15 protein-coding genes are annotated in these 19,503 nt (G+C 54.5%); 8 read left to right on the top strand and 7 right to left on the bottom strand.

Translation table 11 applies throughout. The features are described 5' to 3' along the window. Positions 1-55 precede the first annotated feature (55 nt). The 5 genes from ACTIDN_RS01135 (at position 56) to ACTIDN_RS01115 (ending at position 3,201) form a co-directional block, all read left to right on the top strand. Complete coding sequence (locus tag ACTIDN_RS01135) at positions 56-1,099, top strand: ABC transporter substrate-binding protein (RefSeq protein WP_441375715.1); 1,044 nt, start codon at positions 56-58, stop codon at positions 1,097-1,099. Then, positions 1,078-1,860, top strand: coding sequence for an ABC transporter permease (locus ACTIDN_RS01130; RefSeq protein WP_415508025.1), 783 nt, complete (start codon positions 1,078-1,080; stop codon positions 1,858-1,860). The genes ACTIDN_RS01135 and ACTIDN_RS01130 overlap by 22 nt, the downstream gene beginning before the upstream one ends. After that, positions 1,848-2,663 carry an ABC transporter ATP-binding protein gene (locus ACTIDN_RS01125; protein ID WP_441375714.1) on the top strand — a complete coding sequence of 272 codons (816 nt, stop codon included), beginning with the start codon at positions 1,848-1,850 and terminating at the stop codon, positions 2,661-2,663. Before ACTIDN_RS01130 ends, ACTIDN_RS01125 begins: the two co-directional genes overlap by 13 nt. 84 nt (positions 2,664-2,747) lie before the next feature. Then, a complete protein-coding gene (locus tag ACTIDN_RS01120) occupies positions 2,748-2,990 on the top strand; it encodes a hypothetical protein (RefSeq protein ID WP_441375713.1) in 243 nt (80 codons plus the stop codon). A 34-nt stretch (positions 2,991-3,024) separates the two neighbouring features. Beyond that, on the top strand, positions 3,025-3,201 hold the full coding sequence (locus ACTIDN_RS01115; protein WP_415508023.1) for a DUF1328 domain-containing protein: 177 nt from the start codon (positions 3,025-3,027) through the stop codon (positions 3,199-3,201). An 88-nt stretch (positions 3,202-3,289) separates the two neighbouring features. On the opposite strand, the gene ACTIDN_RS01110 is transcribed toward ACTIDN_RS01115, so the two are convergent. The 5 genes from ACTIDN_RS01110 to ACTIDN_RS01090 all read right to left on the bottom strand — a co-directional run bounded on the left by ACTIDN_RS01110 (position 3,290) and on the right by ACTIDN_RS01090 (position 14,279). Beyond that, positions 3,290-4,861, bottom strand: a complete 1,572-nt coding sequence (locus ACTIDN_RS01110) for an efflux transporter outer membrane subunit (protein WP_441375712.1) — start codon at positions 4,859-4,861, stop codon at positions 3,290-3,292. Between the two features lie 10 nt (positions 4,862-4,871). Continuing rightward, complete coding sequence (locus ACTIDN_RS01105; RefSeq protein WP_441375711.1) at positions 4,872-8,174, bottom strand: efflux RND transporter permease subunit; 3,303 nt, start codon at positions 8,172-8,174, stop codon at positions 4,872-4,874. Then, on the bottom strand, positions 8,171-11,347 hold the full coding sequence (locus tag ACTIDN_RS01100) for an efflux RND transporter permease subunit (RefSeq protein ID WP_441375710.1): 3,177 nt from the start codon (positions 11,345-11,347) through the stop codon (positions 8,171-8,173). The genes ACTIDN_RS01105 and ACTIDN_RS01100 overlap by 4 nt, the downstream gene beginning before the upstream one ends. Continuing rightward, positions 11,344-12,621, bottom strand: coding sequence for an MdtA/MuxA family multidrug efflux RND transporter periplasmic adaptor subunit (locus tag ACTIDN_RS01095; protein ID WP_441375709.1), 1,278 nt, complete (start codon positions 12,619-12,621; stop codon positions 11,344-11,346). The genes ACTIDN_RS01100 and ACTIDN_RS01095 overlap by 4 nt, the downstream gene beginning before the upstream one ends. 263 nt (positions 12,622-12,884) lie before the next feature. Then, the gene (locus ACTIDN_RS01090; RefSeq protein WP_415508031.1) at positions 12,885-14,279 is read right to left on the bottom strand and encodes an MFS transporter; all 1,395 of its coding nucleotides are present in this window, start codon (positions 14,277-14,279) and stop codon (positions 12,885-12,887) included. 108 nt (positions 14,280-14,387) lie between these two features. Between ACTIDN_RS01090 and ACTIDN_RS01085 the strand changes: the two genes are divergently transcribed. The 3 genes from ACTIDN_RS01085 (at position 14,388) to ACTIDN_RS01075 (ending at position 16,577) form a co-directional block, all read left to right on the top strand. Next, positions 14,388-14,693 (top strand): CsbD family protein, encoded by a 306-nt coding sequence (locus ACTIDN_RS01085; protein ID WP_086651171.1) that lies wholly within the window; start codon positions 14,388-14,390, stop codon positions 14,691-14,693. A gap of 124 nt (positions 14,694-14,817) precedes the next feature. Next, positions 14,818-15,447, top strand: coding sequence for a ribonuclease HII (locus ACTIDN_RS01080; RefSeq protein WP_441375708.1), 630 nt, complete (start codon positions 14,818-14,820; stop codon positions 15,445-15,447). Next, entirely contained in the window at positions 15,444-16,577 is a 1,134-nt protein-coding gene (locus ACTIDN_RS01075; RefSeq protein ID WP_415508018.1) for a site-specific DNA-methyltransferase, read from the top strand. The genes ACTIDN_RS01080 and ACTIDN_RS01075 overlap by 4 nt, the downstream gene beginning before the upstream one ends. Before the next feature lie 67 nt (positions 16,578-16,644). Here ACTIDN_RS01075 and ACTIDN_RS01070 read toward each other — a convergent pair whose 3' ends face one another. After that, a complete protein-coding gene (locus tag ACTIDN_RS01070) occupies positions 16,645-17,250 on the bottom strand; it encodes an ankyrin repeat domain-containing protein (protein ID WP_441375707.1) in 606 nt (201 codons plus the stop codon). Positions 17,251-17,320: 70 nt separating this feature from the next. After that, complete coding sequence (locus ACTIDN_RS01065) at positions 17,321-19,498, bottom strand: VWA domain-containing protein (RefSeq protein WP_441375706.1); 2,178 nt, start codon at positions 19,496-19,498, stop codon at positions 17,321-17,323. Positions 19,499-19,503: the final 5 nt, after the last annotated feature.

The raw sequence follows: 19,503 nt of genomic DNA, 5'->3' as shown, positions 1-19,503 counted from the left end.
TTACCACTATTGCATGGTAATATTTGTCACTTATCCGCAGATAGGCGTAAAACACATGAAGCGTTTGTTTTCCAGATTGGCGCTGCTGGGCGCTGTAGCTCTCTCGGCGTTTGCAGTGCCAGCTAATGCAGGTACGCCTATAAAGGTTGGTTATATACCGGTCCTTGGCTCATCCGCCTTGTTTGTGGTGGATGGAGAGGGCTGGGCTAAATCTGCCGGGTTGGATTTACAGCTTGTGCGCTTCACGTCTGGCCCGCAAGCCATTCAGGCTCTGGTGTCGGGGCGTATTGATGCCTACGTAGCGGGGGTGCTGCCTTTATTGCAGGCACGTGCGCATGGTGCGGATGTCAAGGTTGTCACCGCTGCCTCTGTAGAGGAGTTAGAGGTTGTAGCGCGCGGCAAGCTGGCTGAAGCACTCCCCAAGCAGCAGGATGGGGATGTACCGGTATCCGCTGTTAAAACGGCCTTCGATAGCTTCAAGGCGCAGCAGTCACGGCCACCGCGTGTGGCTGCTCAGCCTGCCGGATCAGTGCCGGATACGCTGTTGCGTTACTGGCTCCAGAAACGGGTGAACATTCCCACGCCGTTGGCCAATACGGTCAGCATCGTCGGGGTTGATATTGATGCAGCACAGCAGGCTTTTCTTGCAGGTGCGGTAGATGCAGCCGTTCTGCGTGAACCTGCCTTAACGGTTGTCCGGTCACGTCTGCCCGAAACAAGAACGCTTGCGACCGGCCATGACCTGTTACCCGACCAGCCCGGATCAGTCCTTGCTATCGTCAAGCCTGAGGCTCCGGAACATCAGGCGTGGTCTCAAAAACTGGCAGAGTTGTTTGTGAAAGCCACAACACTTCTTGCCACTCAGCCAGATGAGGCTGCGCCTTTTGTTACGAAAGCTCTTGGCGGAGGCATTCTGAGTGAGGAGACCCTCAAAAAAGCGCTTGAACATTCGGCCTCCCGGTTTGTCAGTGACCCCACAAGAATAGTCGAGGGTGTGCGGCAGTTGCAGGATTTTGAAGTTGAGCAGGGCTTGTTACGCAAGGCACAGCCGGTAGATGATCTGTTTGATCTTGATTTATGGCGGCGTGTCAAACAGTGAGTCACACAGTTTCGGCTAAAAGCAGATGGCTCCTATCGGCTGTCGGATTACTTTTCTTTTTTGGGACTTGGGAGGCATCGGTCAGGACTGGCCTGCTTCCTGCTGGTATGGTCCCGGCACCTAGTTCGCTCTGGCAAGCATGGCGAGACGAAGTGCAGGGTGGATTTTGGCAACAGGCCATCAAGGACAGTTTAGGCCACTACCTTCTAGGCTTGGCCATAGGCTCAGTTTTTGGCGCCCTCTTGGGGCTGCTGTGCGGCATGCTTGCTGTGCTGGATGGTCTGCTGGATGGCGTTGTGCGATTGTTGCGGCCTGTGCCGGGGTTGGCATGGGTGCCGTTTGCCATTCTGTGGTTTGGGCTCAATACCGCAGGGGCGACATTTGTTATCGCCATCTCAGTGTTCTGGATTAATTTTTACGCAGCCTATGCCGCTGTAAAAAGCGTGGATCCTGAGTTTTATGAGCTTGCAGCCTCTTTTGGGCATGGCAGTTTTTTTGGCCGTTTGTTCAAGGTTGTCTTACCCGCTTCCGCCCCCGGTCTCATGGCCGGTCTACGTACCGGGCTAGGGCAAGGCTGGATGTCTGTTGTGGCCGCAGAGCTGTTCGGGGTGCCGGGTATTGGCGCCAGAATGATGCAGGCCTCTAGCCTTCTGGCAACAGATGTGGTCGTTGTCTATATGTTGACCATGGCTTTGCTTTATGCGCTGACAGATTTCCTGTTCGGGTTTGTGAGAAAATACGTTTTGCGGTGGCAACCATGAGCAACGCAGACCAGATTGCCGGGCTTGAAAACGTTGGCCTGTCTTATGATGGCGGAAAGAATTTTATTCTTCGTCATGTTAGCCTGACGTTACATAGAAATGAGTTTGTGGCCCTGCTTGGCCCGTCTGGCGTTGGCAAGTCCACGGTTCTGCGAGTGTTTATGGGGCTCACAGCACCATCCGAAGGCCGCGTGGTTTTATCGGATGAAGCCGGAAAGCTGCCACAGGAAAAAGCCAAACGGCGCGCTCAAGCTCTTGTGTTTCAGGATGCACGCCTCATGCCGTGGCGTAACGTTGCACAGAATGTGGCGTTTGGGCTTGAAGGCCTGCATTTGACACGAGAAGAAAAAGCATCTCGTGTCTTGCAAGCGCTGAAGCTTGTAGGGCTGGAGCAGGCCGCTGAACGATGGCCCCGCCAGCTTTCTGGTGGACAACGCCAGCGTGTTGGGGTGGCACGCGCCCTGACAGTTGACCCGGATCTGCTGTTGATGGACGAACCATTTGGCGCACTAGACCCGGTAACACGGCTTAATTTGCAGGATGAGTTGCTCAGGATATGGGAGCAAACTCATAAAACCGTTCTGTTTGTAACCCATGACATAGAAGAGGCACTCAAGCTTGCAACACGCATAGTCGTGCTTTCTGGTGCACCGGCAGGTATTGCTGGAGTTCTGGAGGTGCCCGAAAGTCAGAAAGACCCGCTCTCGGAAGCGTTTCGTATCAACTCTGCCCGTTTACGCGCCATGATCGCGGGTGAGGCAGATCCGGGTGGGGCTCCTTATTGGTACTCCGGCCAAATTTAGGTATTTTATCAAAAATTTGATGCGACCACGCATCCCAGCGCAAAATGCTGCGTTAGAAGAAGTTATTAGAAGGGAGTAGGCGTAATGAGTGACAAGGCAGATGACATTCAGCACAAACTGGAAGACGGTGTAGGCCGCCTGCAAGACGGTGCGGACAAGCTGTTTGATAAAGCCGATACTGCAACGGATGACTTTGTGAGCGGCGTTAAAAGCTGCACGGCACTGGATGCGGTGCGAGACACAATTGTTGACCAACCACTCCTCGCTGTTGGCGTGGCGGGGGCTGCAAGTTTTCTGCTTGGTGCTGTTCTAAAACGCAAACTTTAATCTAGTAACAGCTCTTTTTTAAGGACGTACTCTTATGCTGAAAATGGCTCTTTTCTTTTTGGTGATTTCTATCATCGCCGCGTTGTTCGGATTTGGTGGCATTTCCGATGCAGCCGCCGGTATGGCAAAAATCCTGTTCTTTATCGCCATTGTCCTGTTTGTTGTGTTTCTGGTTGTGGCGCTTTTGGCAGGTCGCACCATTATGAGATGATGCTGCGTTCTTTTTGAACAAGCGTCATAAAAAAAGCCTCTCCCATGAAAGTGGGAGAGGCTTTTTTGCGTACGGATAACGTCTAACTTCAGCGGTTGCTGGGCAGAAAGTTTTTATCTTTTTGGATAAAGCTTGGCAGGAAGGGGTTATCTTTCTGCATGGAATTTTTGCTTGGCAGAGTGGTGATATCCCAACCGCCACCAAGGTTCTGGATAAGTGCCACTGAATCCAAAACGCGGCTTTGCTGAATTTGGAGTGCCGTCTGGGCATTTGAAAGAGCTGTTACTTCAGACGTAATGACCGTCGTATAAATCTGGGTGCCAGCCATATATTGGTTCAGGGCAACAGTAACGGCTTTGTTAGCAGCCTCTAACGCCACTTTCTGTTCGTCTGCCTGCTGTGCAAGAATACGCAGGTTTGAGAGCTGATCTTCCACTCCTTGTAATGCAGTCAGTACTGTCTGGCGGTAGGTGGCCACGTACAGGTCATAGTTCGCGTCAGCTTGATGCACGGCGGCTGTACGGCTGCCACCCGCAAAAAGTGTCTCAGTTGCAGAAGCCCCAAGTGACCAGATACGGTTTGCAACCTGTACCAATGTACCTACCGGGTCGCCACTGTAAGAGTAAGAAGCACTTAGCTTAACTTCTGGATAAAACGCGGCAATGGCAGCACCAATCTGAGCGTTATATTCTTCCATACGTCGTTCTGCAGCGGCTACATCCGGCCGTCTTTCAAGCAGTTGAGCTGGCACGGAGACCGGAATGGCGGGAATATCCCGAGGGAGTGCGCCGGGAGCAATCGACTCGTCTGCCGGGGCCTTACCAATCAGAATGGCAACAGCATGCTCATACTGTGCCCGGCTAACCTGAGTAGCTGTTGCCTGAGCGCGGGTCTGTTCAAGCTGGGTTTTGGCTTGCAGCAGAGTTGTAGGGTCCGCTGTGCCAGCTTCATACTGGTTACGGGTGATATCGTAAGAGCGTTCGTAGAACTTTACGTTGCGTTGCAGCAGGTCATGCAGGCTGTCCTGATACCGCATGTTGAAATAAGCGGTTGCCAACTGGGCCTGATAGGACAGTTTGGCATTGGCTAAGTCAGCCGCACTTGCCTGTGTTTCCGTAACCTGAGCCTGAATCTGCCTGCGGATTTTGCCCCAGAGATCAAGGTCCCAGGAGGCACTAGGCCCCATCCCATACGTATTTGCTGTACTATTAGACGGCGCTGCCCCACCGACGTCTGTCGTGCCACCGTTGCTGACAACTGTACCAGAGGAGCGGGAGCCACGCCCTGCACTTTGCCGGTTAAAAGTGAGAGACCCGCTCAGGGTAGGGTAAAGCTGCGCGCGGATGGAATTAATGCTGGCCCGTGCTGCGCGGTAGCGGGACTCATATTCCTTCACATTCTGGTTGTTCAGTTCAACCTGAGCTTCAAGCTGGTTCAGCACGGGGTCATTATAAATGGTCCACCATGTGCCTTTAGGAAGTTCAGCCAAAGCCGGGTTGGCGTAGTTCCAGCCGGGGGCAGGGCGCAGTTCCTTGAATTTTGAGGATACGATGGGTGTAGGGCGTTTGTAAGATGGTCCAACCATACAGCCGGTAAAAACCAGCGGTGCCAGCAGGATACCCAAACGGCGTGAGAGCGGACGGAAAGGAGAAAGCTTCATCGGCGGTATTTCAGGTATCTTGCAGGTTACGGGAAAAAGGAAGGCGCCACAGTCTACCCTGTTCTATACGCAGGCGCAGGCCGTCTATCAGCAAATAAATAACAGGCGTTGTGTAAAGTGTCAGCGCTTGGCTGACGACAAGTCCGCCAACAATCGCAATACCCAGAGGGCGGCGCAGCTCAGCGCCATAGCCATTGGCGACAATAAGCGGTGCGGCCCCGAGGGCCGCGGCAAGGGAAGTCATCATAATCGGGCGGAAACGCAGCAGGCACGCGGTCCGAATGGCTTCCAACGACGAAAGGTTCTGCTCGCGCTCTGCCGCAATAGCAAAATCTACGAGCATGATTGCATTTTTCTTTACAATGCCAATCAGAAGAATAACGCCGATCATGGCAATGAGTGAAAATTCTTCGCCCGCAATCTGGAGTGCCAGAAGAGCTCCTACACCTGCGGAGGGCAAGGTGGAAAGGATGGTAAGGGGGTGAGCATAGCTTTCATAGAGTACGCCCAGCACCACATAGACGGCTACTAGGGCGGCCAGAATCAGCAGAGGCTCATCGTTAACGGTTTTCTGGAACTGTGCCGCGTTGCCAGCAAAACTGCCATGGATGGTGGGGGGCATGTGCAGTGCAACCTGTGCGGCTTCGATACTTTGCGTAGCAGCGCCTAGAGAGACGTTCTGAGCTAGATTGAACGAGATTGTAGAGGCGACAGATTGCCCCTGGTGATTAACCGAGAGGGGCGTTTTGGTCTGTTTAAGTTGCGATATAAAAGTCAGAGGGACGACGGAGGAAGAGGACGTAGAGACGGCAGAACCATTGGATGCTCCGCTACCACCGGCCAATGCATTGGCAATCTGGTTCTTGAAAGATTGTGTGCTCAGGCTGGATGCAACATTGTTCCCGGCTGAATCCCGCCCTTTGGTGTTGCGTACGCGGATGGTGTTGGCGCGCGTTCCCCCACCAGCGGAGCCGCCGGAAACACTAACCCAAACCTGATGCAGGTCATTGGGAGAAGACCAGAAGGCGGGGTCAGCTTCCATGACAACGCGATACTGGTTGAGCGGATTATAAATGACAGAGGCCGCACGCTGACCAAACGCATCATAAAGCGTGTTGGACAGCATTTGCGGGGTAACATTCACACGCGCTGCCGTGTCACGACTAATCATGACACTGATGGCGGAGCCGCCTTGCTCAACATCGGAGGTAACTTCCGTCAATTCCTTATGTTTTTGCAACTCGGCCTGCAGTTTGCTGGTCCATGAATACACCTCTGAGGCATCTTCTCCTTCCAGCGTGTACTGGTAAGAGGCGCTGCTTTGGCGTGCTCCGGCACGGACCGCACCGGGCTGCATCAGGAAAAACTGAGCGCCGACCATAGAGGTGAATTTGCTTTCAATGCGCGCAATCAACTCGGTTGGCGTATCGTGACGTTCTGATTTGTCCTTGAGTTGTAAAAACATATTGGCAGAGTTGGAAGAACCGCGTCCGCCCATAAAGCTCGCAACACTTTTTACATCCGGGTCGCTTTTGATAATGTTTTGTACCTGCGTAAGCTTTTTTGACAGGGCTTTAAAGGAAATGCCTTGGTCGCCACGTAAATGGCCCATCAACATTCCCGTGTCTTCTGTTGGGAAAAAGCCTTTTGGCATCTGCACAAATAACGCGACGATCATAACAAGTGTTACTGGTAGTGACAGAAGCACCAACCAATAGTGCCGCAAGGCAACATCCAAAGAGCGGGTGTATTGCTCCTGAACATTATCCAGAAAACGGGTGATGCCAGCGGATATTTTGGAAAGAAAGCTATATTTTCTGCGGTGTTCCGGCGGTGTTGATTTAAGGATTTGCGCTGCCATCATTGGGGTAAGTGTCAGGGAAAGCACCATTGAAATAAGAATGGTGATAGACACAGTCATGGCAAATTCATGAAAAAGCCGACCAGCCAAACCGCCCAACAGCAGAATGGGAAGAAAAACTGCAATGAGCGAAATGGAAATGGAAATAACCGTAAAGGCAACTTCCTGACTTCCCTTCAAAGCGGCATCTCTGGGGGACAGGCCTTCTTCAATATAACGCGCAATATTTTCCACAACCACAATGGCATCATCAACCACAAAACCGGTTGAGACGGTGAGCGCCATGAGGGACATGTTATCTAGCGAATACCCCAGAAGCTTCATAGCGCCGAATGTCGCGACAATAGACGTTGGGACAACAATGGCTGGAATAAGCGTCATACGGATAGAGTGCAGGAAGACCAGCACAACAAGAATAACCAGCACAACCGAGATAATGAGGGTGAGTTGTGTATCTGCCAAAGAGGCACGGATGGTCAGAGACCTGTCCAGCCCAATATGCAGGTCAACGCCTCCGGGTAAAGCTGAGCGCAGGAGCGGTAATTTGGCGTTAATTTCATCCACGGTCTGAATAACATTGGCCCCGGCTTGCGGGAACACGATGCCAATGACAGAGCGGGAATTATTAAAAAAACCGGCGTTGTGTAGGTCTTCAACGCTATCATCTACCCGTGCGACATCGGATAGCCTGACAGGGCGGTTGTTGCGCCACGCAATAATCAGGTCACGGTAGGATTGTGCGTCCCGCGCCTGATCGTTGGTATCCAGCGTAAAGCGGTAGCCGTTCTGGTCAATAATCCCTTTGGGCGTGTGTGCATTGGCAGACGCCAGAGCTGCACGAATATCCTCAAACCCGATCCCGTACCGGAAGAGCGGCAGCGGGTTGATTTCCACGCGTACTGCGGGAAGTGAGCTGCCGCCAATTTCAACCTGACCCACACCCCGGATTTGTGAAAGCTGCTGCACCAGAACATTGGTTGCGTAATCGTAAAGCTGGGGCTGCGTATGGGTATCTGACGTAAGCGCCAGAATAAGCACAGGCGCACCGTTGGGGTTTGCTTTGGAATAGCTGGGGTTCTGGCGCAGAGATGTCGGGAGGTCTGCATGAGCAGCCTGAAGAGCAGCCTCAACATCGCGCGCGGCACCGTTAATATCCCGAGATAAGGCAAATTGTAGTGTAATGCGCGTGGTGTTCTGGGAGGATTGAGACGTCATTTCCGTGAGGTCTGCAATCTGGCCCAGATGCCGCTCCAGTGGTCCGGCTACGGCGCTGGCTATTTCCTCTGGAGAGCCACCAGGTTGGCGGGCCTGCACCTGAATGACCGGAAAATCGACATTCGGCAGGTCCGCTACGGGCAGGCTTCTATATCCCATCAAGCCTGCCAGCAGTAACGCCACAGTCATGAGCGTCGTGGCAACTGGCCGGTCAATAAAGATCCGGCTTATGTTCACGGCGCAGCCTGTTCCGGGTGATGCGTCTGTTTGCCCTGCCGCCATGTTGCCCAGCGATGACCCCACGTATCAAGCGTGAGGTAAATGACCGGGGTGGTGAACAGGGTGAGAAGTTGCGAGAGCGCAAGGCCGCCGATAATAGCCAAACCCAGTGGATAACGCAGTTCGGACCCGGTGCCTTGTGAAATGACCATAGGCACAGCCCCCAGCATGGCGGCAAGGGTTGTCATGAGAATGGGGCGGAAACGCAGTGTTGCGGCCTGCCGTATGGATTGCAGAGAGTCCATGCCATGCTCACGCTCCGCTTCCAGCGCGAAGTCGATCATCATGATGGCGTTTTTCTTCACAATACCAATCAGCAGCACAATGCCGATAATACCCATGACATCCAGCCCGGCACCGGCAACCCACAGTGTCAACAGCGCCCCAATGGCAGCAGAGGGCAGGGTAGAGAGAATGGTAACAGGGTGAATGAAGCTCTCGTACAAAATACCCAGCACAATATAAACGGCGATAAGTGCTGCCGCGACCAAGAAGATTTCGTTGCTGAGAGAGCCTTCAAACGCAGCCGCAGTCCCCTGAAAGGATGTCTGGAAAGAGGCTGGTAGTTTGATCTCTTCTTCCACCTTGCGGATGGCTGCCGTTGCGTCCCCCAAAGAATAGCCGGGAGCAAGGTTGAACGAAATGGTTGTGGCTGGAAACTGCCCGAAATGGGTAATGAGTAGCGGTGCAGTATCATGAGTAACAGTTGTAACCGCTGGTAGGGGCACCAGCCCAGACGTTGGAGAACGCGTTGGGCCGGATGCACTCTCGCCCGAGTTTCCGCTAATGCCGGGCAGATAAAGCTGGTTGAGTGAGAACAGGCTGCTCTGAAAGCGGGGGTCTGCTTCCAGAATGACACGGTACTGGTTGGACTGCGTGTAGATGGTAGAGATCTGACGCTGGCCAAAAGAGTCATACAACACGTTGTCGATTGTTTGCGGTGTGATGGAATACCGCGCACCTGTTGTACGGTCGAGCGTAACCTTGGCCACTAGGCCCTGTGCCTGAAGATCCGATGTGACATCAGAAAGCGCAGGTTCTGCCCGCAGGCGTTCCAGCAGCTTTGGTACCCATGTGTTGAAAGCGTTATATTCCGGGTTCTCAAGCAGGAACTGGTACTGCGTTGCTGTAACCGTTGTATCCAGTGAAAGATCTTGCACTGGCTGCATGTAGAGCTTGATGCCAGTAACCTGCGCTGTTTCCTGTGACAGGCGGCGTGCAATCTCGGCAGCGCTGCTGGAGCGGGCGTCATGGTCTTTCAGGTTGATCAGAAAACGGCCCTGATTAAGGGTTGCGTTCTGACCATCTACCCCCACGAAGGAGGAAATGGACACGACATCCGGATCTTTAAGAATAACTTTGGCCAGATCCTGCTGATGGGTTTTCATGCTCTCAAAAGAGATGGACTGTGCAGCAACAGAGATACCCTGAATAACGCCTGTGTCCTGCTGCGGGAAGAAACCCTTGGGTATGACATAGGCCAGCACACCGGTCAGAACCAGTGTTCCTACCGCAACCAGAAGGGTTGTTACGCGGTAGGCAAGCACAACGTCCAACGCCCGGTCATAGGCCGCAATCAGCTTCTCTGTCGCAATCTCAACTTTTGCGGACCAACGCTGAAAGCGAGTGGTTGCGCTGCTGGCATCGTGCGGGCGCTCGGTCAGAATACGGGCGCACATCATGGGCACCAGCGTAAGAGAGACTATGGCTGACAGAACAATGGTGACGGACAGTGTCAGAGCGAATTCATGGAACAGCCGCCCAACAACATCGCCCATGAACAGGAGCGGGATGAGCACCGCGATAAGAGAGATGGTCAGCGAGATAATGGTAAACCCGATTTCCCCAGCCCCTTTGATGGAGGCGGACATACGGTCTTCACCCATTTCGACATAACGCGAAATGTTCTCGATCATGACGATGGCATCATCCACAACAAAGCCCGTTGCGATGGTCAGCGCCATAAGGGAGAGGTTATCCAGCGAGAAACCAAGTAGATACATGATGGCCAGTGTGCCCACGATAGACAGCGGCACGGACAGGCTGGGAATGATGGTTGCCGGGACATTGCGCAGGAAGACAAAAATAACAGCAACAACCAGAACCAGCGCCATAAACAGCTCGAACTCAACATCCGCAACGGAGGCGCGGATGGTTGTGGTCCGGTCCGTCAGGGGGACGATATCAATACCCGGAGGGAGCGATTTACGGAGCTGAGGGAGGGCATCCTTAATGTTGTCCACAACAGCAATCACGTTGGCACCCGGCTGACGCTGGACGTTCATGATCAGTGCTGGTGTCAGGTTGGACCATGCAGCCAGTTGGGTATTTTCCGCCCCAATCACCACAGAGGCAACATCCCGCAAGCGAATGGGGCCGCTGTTCTGATACGCAATGACCTGATTTAGCAGGGTGTCTATGGAGGTAATCTGCCCGTCAACGCGCAGGGTCGCCGCACGGGTTGCGCCATCAAATGTCCCGGTGGGGGAATTGACGTTCACGTTGCCAATGGTTGTCCGCAGTGTATCCAGATCAATGCCGTAGGAGGTCAGCTTAGGAATATTGACCTGAACCCGGATAGCCTTGCGGTTGCCGCCTGACAGAGAGACAAGGCCGACGCCAGAAATCTGGCTGATTTTCTGGGCCAGTCGCGTATCAACGTAGTCTTCCACCTCTGGCAGGGGAATGGTGGCGGACGTGATGCCCAATGTTAATACGGGGGTATCAGCTGGGTTTACCTTGGCGTAAATTGGCGGCGCAGGCAGGTCGCTCGGCAGGAGCGAGTTTGCCTGATTGATGGCGGCCTGTACTTCCTGTTCTGCCACATCCATGGACATGGTCAGGTTGAAACGCAGGGTGATGACCGAGGCGCCACCAGATGAGCGGGACGTCATCTGGTCAAGGCCCGGCATTTGCCCGAACTGCGTTTCCAGCGGTGCAGTGACCGATGTTGCCATAACATCCGGCCCAGCACCGGGGTAGAAGGTCTCAACCGTAACGGTTGGATAATCTACCTGTGGCAGGGCGGAAATGGGCAGAAAATGATAACCCAGCAAACCCGCCATCAGGATGGCAAACATGAGCAGGGTTGTGGCTACCGGCCTGCGGATAAAGAGGGCAGAAGGGTTCACTGCGCTGACGTGCCTGCTGGGGTGTCGGTTTTATCGGTTTTGGTCGCGGCTGGAATGGTGACTTTAGCCCCACCGCGCAGATGGTCCGTGCCGTCTGTTACAACCCGGTCACCAACTTTAAGGCCGGAGCTGACGACAGTGCGTGTGCCATCGGAAATACCAATGGTGACAGTGCGGACGTCTACCGTGTTGTCATCCTTCACCACATAGACAAACTGACCGGATGGCCCTGTTTGAAGAGAGGCAGCAGGAACAAGGATGACATCCTGCAAGGTTTTGACCAGCAGGCGTGCATTAACGAACTGGTTGGGGAACAGATGTTCATCCGTATTGGAGTAGATGGCGCGCAGGCGTACGGTGCCTGTAGCGGTGTCAATCTGGCTATCCAGAACACTGACCGTGCCGTCTGCAATTTTTTTGGTGTTGGAGCTGTCCCATGCCTCAACAGGCAATGAACCTGTAGCGCGGAGCTGTTCCGCTACCTGCGGCAACTGATCTTGCGGCAGGGTGAAAATGACAGAAATAGGCTGCATCTGTGTCAGGACAGCAAGGCCGCCTGACTGACCTGCTGAGAGGTAGTTGCCTTTATCCACTGCACGAATACCTATGCGGCCATCCACAGGGGCCACAATGTGACAGTAAACAAGCTGAAGTTTCTGGGCATCTACCAGCGCCTGATCAGACTTTACAGTCCCTTCAAGCTGTTCGACCATAAATTCCTGATCACGTGCGGTTTTGGCGTCAATACTGTCCTGCTTGATAAGGCGCTGGTAGCGACCGTTATCGACGCGGGCCTGCGCCAGTTGTGCCTTGTCGCGCGCTAGCTGGCCTTCATACTGGTCCAGCAAAACCTGATAGGGGCGTGGGTCGATAATGGCCAGAAGGTCGCCCTTATGAACGTGCTGCCCTTCCGTAAACAGAACATCCGTCAGGTAGCCCTCAACGCGGGTTTGTACCGTGACATTGGTGATGGGGACCACTGTGCCAAGTTCAGTTAGCACAACAGGCATGGTGCCGTGCTGGACAACTTCAACCGCGACGGGTTGTGCGTCTGATGCTCCGGCATTGGCTCCGGGGGCAGTGCTGGCTTGGGTGGCAGCATTATGCCGGTGGTGCTTGCCTGTTGTCTGCTTGGCTCCGTGTGGCCAGAAAGCAAAGGCCAGAAGGCATACGCCAGCAACGGCAACACCGCTCCAGATGAGGCGTTTTTTCTTGCCAGATGTGCGGGGAGGGTGGGGTGAATCGGATCGAGGGTCCGTGGTATGGTTATCCATAGGGCGCGCTTGGTCGTTCACCTGAAATTATTGACTGGAAACATACGAAATAGCCGCACCGGCTTTTGACGGCGTGCCGGGCAGGTAGATAGCTATGCCAGAGTCAGTGCCAATAAGAAACAAATAAAAGCACAAACGCATAGCTCCCAAGAATGAAAAGCAGTTTAGCCTATCCAAGTTTGGGAGGGGGGCCAAGGACAATGGGCTTAAAACAGAGTTTATATAAAAAATGACATATGCAAATAAGCAGAAAGGCGCTGATTTTATGCCTTTTTGCCAGTTAAAACGGCGCCCGCATTTGGCGCGAGCCGAGCCGCTGCCGGGGTGGCAAGTAACGAGATAAACCCAACCACCAGAAACGCTATGACAAAGTCATGTGGCGTGGGCTCGGGATGGACATTCAAGATGCCTGTCAGAGTCAGGGTGCCAGCCGCGATGCAAATGCCCAAAGAGAGCATCAGTTGCTGCATGGTGGCATAAAAGCTGGTTGCGGCACTCATGCGGCTTGCAGGAATATCAGCATAGGCAATGGTGTTATAGGCTGAAAACTGTACGGATTGTGCCATGCCGGATGCCAGCAGGATAGCTGCCAAAACCCAGAGTGATTGTCCGCGGTGATACTGGGCTAAAAGTGCTGCCAGTATGCCTGCGGAAAGTCCGTTTGTGACCAAAACCCGCCGGAACCCCCATTTGCGGAGTATGGCAGGCACAAATGGCCTTATCCCGATAGCGCCAACAGGGGCCAGAAAAGTCACCATGCCGCTTTGGGCTGCCGTCATGCCAGTGCCAATTTGTAGGAAGGTTGGCAGCAGAAAGGGAAAGGCCCCCACGGCAATGCGGGATGCAGCACCCCCGATAACAGAAATGCGGAAGGTGTCTGTGGCCAGAAGGCGGAAGTCCAGCAACGGAGACCGGATGCGTTGGGCATGGAGGCCGTAAATGCTCATCAGGCCAGCACCCATGAGCAGAAGAGTGAGGATGAGGGTTTTAGTCCCCTCATTATGGCTGAATAGCTCCGCTACAAGGGAGAGAAGCGCCAGGCCACCCCCGGCAAGAAACATGCCCTTGAGGTCAAACGGCGGTGGTTGTTTCTCTCTGACTTCTGGAATGAAGCGTCGGGTCAGAATAAGGCCGATAATACCAACCGGTATATTAAGGTAAAAATTCCACCGCCAAGAAAGGTAGGTGGTGATAAAGCCGCCCACAACCGGCCCGAGCAGGGGGCCAAGTGTTGCGGGAAGCATCATCCACGTCATGGTGCGGACAAGCTCTTCCCGAGGGGTGCTGCGTAATACAACAAGTCGGCCTACTGGCACCATTAATGCCCCGCCAATGCCTTGCAATGTGCGCATACAAGCCAGAAACGTGAGGCTGTGCGCGGATGCACAGGCAACCGAGCACAAGACAAACATAATAATGGCCCCGCTCAGCACAGTGCGGCTGCCCAGCCTGTCTGCTAAAGCGCCGGAAGCGGGAATAAATATGGCCAAACCAATAATATATGCAGTCAGCGCAACAGAGGTTGCAACCGTATCCACATGTAAACTGTTAGCAATGGATGGGAGGGCTGTTGAAAGAATGGTGCCATCAAGTTGCTCCATAAATAGCATGGAAGCGACAATAAGGGCTGTGAGATGAACGCGACTAAGTGACACCATGCTAGTCAGAGACGCGTTTTTGCGGTCTGATGCAACATCCGACCACACACTATTACCGCTTTTTTAAGCGGATGTGTGTGGGAAAACGATAACAAAAGGAGACGCCAAATGGCTGACGATAAACTGAAAAACGTGTCCAACAAGGTTGAAGGTCTGGTTGACGAAACCAAAGGACGCGTCAAAGACGCTGTGGGTGGTCTGACGGGTGATCTCGGTTTGCAGGCTGAAGGTAAATTTGACCAGTTTACCGGTGCAGCCCAGCAGGACTTTGCTGACCTGTACGAAGAAGGTGAAGGCGTAGTGGAAAAAGCTGTGACCTTCGTGCGCGATAAACCCCTGCTGTCACTGGGTATTGTGTCCGTAGTTGGCCTGCTGGTTGGCTGGCTGCTTTTCCCACGTGGCAAGCGTTCCTAAAAAAATACCGACTCCGAGTCTTGCGCTCGGAGTCAAAAAGTGATTCTCCTTGCCTCACAGAGTCGGTGATGGTGCGACTCGGTAATTTTAACCGAGTCGTTCCAAATCAGTCGAAAGAGGGGCAATGCCAGATTTTACGCGGGAAATGCAACACGGTGGGCGTGTGGCGGGAGTGGATGAAGTGGGTCGTGGCCCACTTGCTGGTCCTGTCGTGGCTGCCGCAGTCGTGTTTGCCGCTGGCGTGCCGGATGATCTGGCTGCCGTTATTGATGATTCCAAAAAACTGAAGCCAATGCTGCGTGAGGCTATAGCCGCACGCTTGCCCACTGTGCCGGGTATTGAAATCGGGCTTGGCGCAGCCTCGACCTCTGAAATTGACGACATGAATATCCATCATGCCGCACATCTGGCCATGCAGCGTGCTGTTGCGCGCCTGCCAAGTGTGCCGGACCACGTGCTGGTGGATGGCAACAAGACCCCGGATTTTGGGTGCAGCACACAAACGCTGGTTGGCGGTGACGGCCTGAGTCTGTCTATCGCGGCGGCGTCCATCATTGCAAAAGTGGTGCGCGACCGCATTATGGCGCGTCTGGATGCCCGCTGGCCCGCTTATGGGTGGGATAGGAATGCCGGTTACGGCACGCCTGTGCATCGCCATGCGCTGACTACAGTGGGTGTCACGCCGCATCATCGTAAAACTTTCGGCACAGTACGCCGGCAACTTGAACTTTTTAACAGGGAGGGCCGGGCATGAGCGGCGCACAATCAATGGGCATGGAACTGCCTCTGGACCAGATTCTGCGCGGCGAATGTGTGGAAACCATGCGTGGCCTGCCTTCAGGCTCCGTGGATTGCATTTTTGCAGACCCACCTTACAACCTTCAGTTGCGTGGTGAATTGCGCCGCCCAGATGACTCCCTTGTTGATGGGGTGGATGATGACTGGGATAAATTTACAGACCTTCAGGCCTACGACAAATTTACGCGGGACTGGCTGACGGAAGCCCACCGGGTGCTTCATAAAGACGGCACCATGTGGGTGATTGGCTCTTACCACAATATTTTCCGGATCGGGGCTATTCTGCAGGACCTCGGGTTCTGGATCCTGAATGATATTGTGTGGCGCAAGTCCAACCCTATGCCCAATTTCCGTGGGCGGCGCTTTACCAATGCGCACGAAACCATGATCTGGGTGGCTAAAAGCGAGACGAGCCGTTACCGCTTCAACTATCAGGCCATGAAAGCACTGAATGATGATGTGCAGATGCGGTCAGACTGGTATCTGCCCCTCTGCACGGGGAATGAGCGCTTGCGGAACGAGCACGGCCTGAAGCTGCACCCAACCCAGAAGCCCGAAAGCTTGCTGCACCGGGTTATTCTGGCCTCCACGGCTGTTGGGGATGTTGTGCTTGATCCCTTCACGGGCACAGGCACCACACCGGCTATGGCTCGCCGGTTGCGCCGCCGTTTTATTGGTATTGAGCGTCACCCGGACTATGTTGCGGCGGCACGAGACCGTGTTGAGCGTGAAGTGCCTCTCGCCGAGGACGCCGTGCAGGCCACACCTGATAAGCGCGAAACGCCCCGTGTACCGTTTGGCAGTCTGGTAGAGCAGGGGCTTATTGGTGCCGGTGTTGCTTTGTGTGACAAGAAACAGCGCGTTCAAGCCACTGTTGCACCAGATGGCACGCTTGTTAGCGGTACAAAGCGCGGCTCCATTCACAAAATGGGCGCTATGCTGACAAATGCTCCTTCCTGCAACGGCTGGACATTCTGGCACTTTGAGCGGAATGGAGAGTTGCTGCCTCTGGACGTGCTGCGGCAGGAAAGTCTCGCCTTGGCACAAGAGACTATGGAAATGGCGTTAAAAACGGCTGTTGGCTAAAAACAACTGCTTACGCAATAAAAAAGCCGCTCTTATGAGCGGCTTTTTTTGTTTGGGCAGGTCAGGCTTATCTGCCGCCAAACCCGAGAAAACCGACTTCCGGTTTCGGTGTGCCGCCGGACTGATCATAACGATTACCGTAGCGTGACGTTTTGCTCGGAGCCTTACCCGCGCCGATTGTAAGGTGGCCCGAACCGTTTTCCACGCTCATACGTGGCTCACCGGTTGCCACAGCGGTGCGTGCCCCCTGTTCGTCCGCACTGCGGAGGGAGAGCAGCAGAAAGGTGATGGGGTTACGGTTCAGGTCAATAGACATTTCAAGCGGGGTCTGTCCCAGAATATTCCGGTGATACATATCCGCGCCACGGTTGATAGATTCTTTGGCAGCACTCACGCTGCCACGATTGATGGCGTCAAACAGGGCTGCTGTTGGCTCCATGTCCGCATTGGCATGCTCACCGTCATCTTCATCATTCCCCGCGCCGGGAATGGCGGCCGGTGGGGCTGCGCGTTTGGCTTCTTTGGCAGCCTCAGCTTTTTGCTGGGCTTCTTCCGCAGCGGCCTGTTGCTCCTGCTCACGGGCGGATTGCGCCCAGGCAGAGGCAGGGAGGGCAACTGCCAGAAAACCAGAGCAGGCCAGAGTAGCCGGAAGAATGCGGAACAAGCGGGTCATGTTCTGTCCATACGGAAAACGATAACAGCCAAACTATCACATTGGCAGGACGGCGGGAAGAAGAAGCCGCTCAAGAACGTCCTTCCCGCCACCAGCCTATAAAAAGAAGGCTGAGTGAGACTATAAGCATAAGCCACGCAGGCAGGAGCGGTGTTGCGGTTCGGCCCGTGACGACATGAGCATTCCTGTGAGGAAACCCTGCCCAATCGGCCCCGTGAAAGGAAGAACCCTCTACCAGTTTAAGGCTTGGTACCTGCGCCGGAACCCCAGTCCAGAAAATGCCCCCGCCACTGGCGGTACTGAGTGGGGCGAGGCGCGAGGCCGTTGCCCGGATATCGGTAAATTCCTGTGGGTCAGGCGGCATGGCCGCAGCAAATGCCTTGTGGGTTCCGTCATCGACCTGCCAAATTCCGGCTTGCTCCGCCTGCATGTGGCCAGTGGCAATGCCACTTTTTACAGGAGAGGAAGTGGACGCAGCTTTATCTGGCTCAGCAGTCTTCAGGGCCAGAGGGTGTGTCTGCCCATCCGGTGCTGTGACTGTTACAGTGGGGGGAGTGCTGCCAGAAGCACTGCGGCGTGTGACTGTGAGTACGCCCCCTTCATTCTGTGCTGTCAGTTGTTCTTCTTCCAACTCCGGCTCTTTCATAAGCCAGTGAGAAATACGCCGTAACAGCTCAGCCTGTGGGCCTCCGCCTCCTTCCCCGCGTGACCAGAGCCATATTTGGTCAGAGAGCAGAAGGGCGACCCGGCCTTGATCCACCCGGTCTAATATCAGGAGCGGCGCATTGTCTGGCCCACTGAGCAAGGTTTGGCCATGTGTGGAACTGGGTTTGAGAGACCGATACCATGGCCCCCATTGGCCTGTGATGGTGTGCGCCGTGTCAGCCTGTGTGCCGGTGGCGGGCGTTGGAGCACCCGGTAAAGCGGCCGTAACAGGGTGATTTTGCCCCTCTGCTGTCAGACGCGGGCGGAAGGCCTGCTCTACCATGCTGCCATCAAGCGGAACATGCGCAGGCAGAATATCGCCTACCGCAGTGTCCTGTAACGTACCGGGGCCGACAAATTCCGGCCCGGCAGTCAGCAGCAGGCCGCCCCCTTTACGCACAAAATTTGCAATGTTGCGTAGGTAGCTGGGCGGTAGAATGTTCTGATTTTCAAACCCGTCCAGAATGATCAGATCAAACTGATCAATCTTTTCCTGAAAAAGCTCCCGAACCGGGAAGGCGATCAGAGCGAGGTCGGACAGGGGGGTACCATCATCCTTATCCGGTGGCCGCAGAATGGTGAAGTGTATGAGATCGACAGAAGGGTCAGCTTTCAGCAGACGCCGCCAGACGCGCTCTCCCTGATTGGGGGTGCCGGAGATCAACAGAACGCGGAGCCGATCGCGTATGCCATTCATCCGGGTAACGGTCTGGTTGTTCAGGTTGGAGACTTCGCCCTCCAGAGGGGACACCGCAAGGCTGACAAGAATTTGGCCTGGGTGTGAGGCCGGTATTTCAATATCCTGTGGTGTACCTGTTGTAATTGGTAAGGTGAAAGGGGCATCCCCATTCACACGCACCGTCAGGGTGGCTGCGGTCCCTTTTGCCGTACCGGGACCGGAATCATCAGCCTGCACACGCACGGTGGCGGGTTGGCCCACAATGGCATAAGGCGGGGCTTGCAGAACCCTTAGCCGACGATCACTTTCCTCCCCTTTGGCGGGAAGAATAACATGCAGTGGCAGTGTGGTTTTACGATCATCCGGGGCGGTGGGAGTCAGTTTTTCGGGCAGGCTTTGTGGTGTGTCCGCAACCTGACCATCCGTTAGCATGATAGCTCCGGCAAACTGGTCAGAGGGAATATCTGCCGCAGCTTGATCCAGCGCCTCAAACAGGCGTGTACCATCGTGGCCGGAATTCCGCACTGTCACTGTGCGAAGGTTCAGGCCCTGCTTTTTATCATTGGCCAACAGATGTTCTGCCTGTTGTGCCAGTGCAGCGCGTTGGCCCAGTGACATGGAGGGGGATTGGTCCACCACCAGCAGCGCTGTTTCTGGCAGCATATGCCAGCTTTCATGCAGGCGTTGCGGTCCTGCCAGCCACACAAGAACAGAGAGGATAGCGGCCAGCCGAAACATCGCGCCTTTTGTACGGTGGCGTAACGCATACCCGCACAGGGCAAGAGCGGCACAGCCCAGTGCGATGAGAGCCCATAACGGCACAAGAGGGGCAAAACCCAAGCTGGAGGTGAGGTGAGTGAGCATGGCCT

This window comes from Acetobacter sp. (assembly GCF_052102375.1).
Classification (GTDB): Bacteria; Pseudomonadota; Alphaproteobacteria; order Acetobacterales; family Acetobacteraceae; genus Acetobacter.
Note: the sequence above shows the minus strand (reverse complement) of the source record. Positions and strands in the feature narration are given on the sequence as shown.

Bases quoted from the DNA above. Each gene is read 5' to 3' on its own strand.
- ACTIDN_RS01135 (WP_441375715.1), top strand. From the start codon at position 56: ATGAAGCGTTTGTTTTCCAGATTGGCGCTGCTGGGCGCTGTAGCTCTC.
- ACTIDN_RS01130 (WP_415508025.1), top strand. From the start codon at position 1,078: ATGGCGGCGTGTCAAACAGTGAGTCACACAGTTTCGGCTAAAAGCAGA.
- ACTIDN_RS01120 (WP_441375713.1), top strand. From the start codon at position 2,748: ATGAGTGACAAGGCAGATGACATTCAGCACAAACTGGAAGACGGTGTA.
- ACTIDN_RS01115 (WP_415508023.1), top strand. From the start codon at position 3,025: ATGCTGAAAATGGCTCTTTTCTTTTTGGTGATTTCTATCATCGCCGCG.
- ACTIDN_RS01110 (WP_441375712.1), bottom strand. From the start codon at position 4,861: ATGAAGCTTTCTCCTTTCCGTCCGCTCTCACGCCGTTTGGGTATCCTG.
- ACTIDN_RS01095 (WP_441375709.1), bottom strand. From the start codon at position 12,621: ATGGATAACCATACCACGGACCCTCGATCCGATTCACCCCACCCTCCC.
- ACTIDN_RS01090 (WP_415508031.1), bottom strand. From the start codon at position 14,279: ATGGTGTCACTTAGTCGCGTTCATCTCACAGCCCTTATTGTCGCTTCC.
- ACTIDN_RS01085 (WP_086651171.1), top strand. From the start codon at position 14,388: ATGGCTGACGATAAACTGAAAAACGTGTCCAACAAGGTTGAAGGTCTG.
- ACTIDN_RS01080 (WP_441375708.1), top strand. From the start codon at position 14,818: ATGCCAGATTTTACGCGGGAAATGCAACACGGTGGGCGTGTGGCGGGA.
- ACTIDN_RS01075 (WP_415508018.1), top strand. From the start codon at position 15,444: ATGAGCGGCGCACAATCAATGGGCATGGAACTGCCTCTGGACCAGATT.
- ACTIDN_RS01070 (WP_441375707.1), bottom strand. From the start codon at position 17,250: ATGACCCGCTTGTTCCGCATTCTTCCGGCTACTCTGGCCTGCTCTGGT.
- ACTIDN_RS01065 (WP_441375706.1), bottom strand. From the start codon at position 19,498: ATGCTCACTCACCTCACCTCCAGCTTGGGTTTTGCCCCTCTTGTGCCG.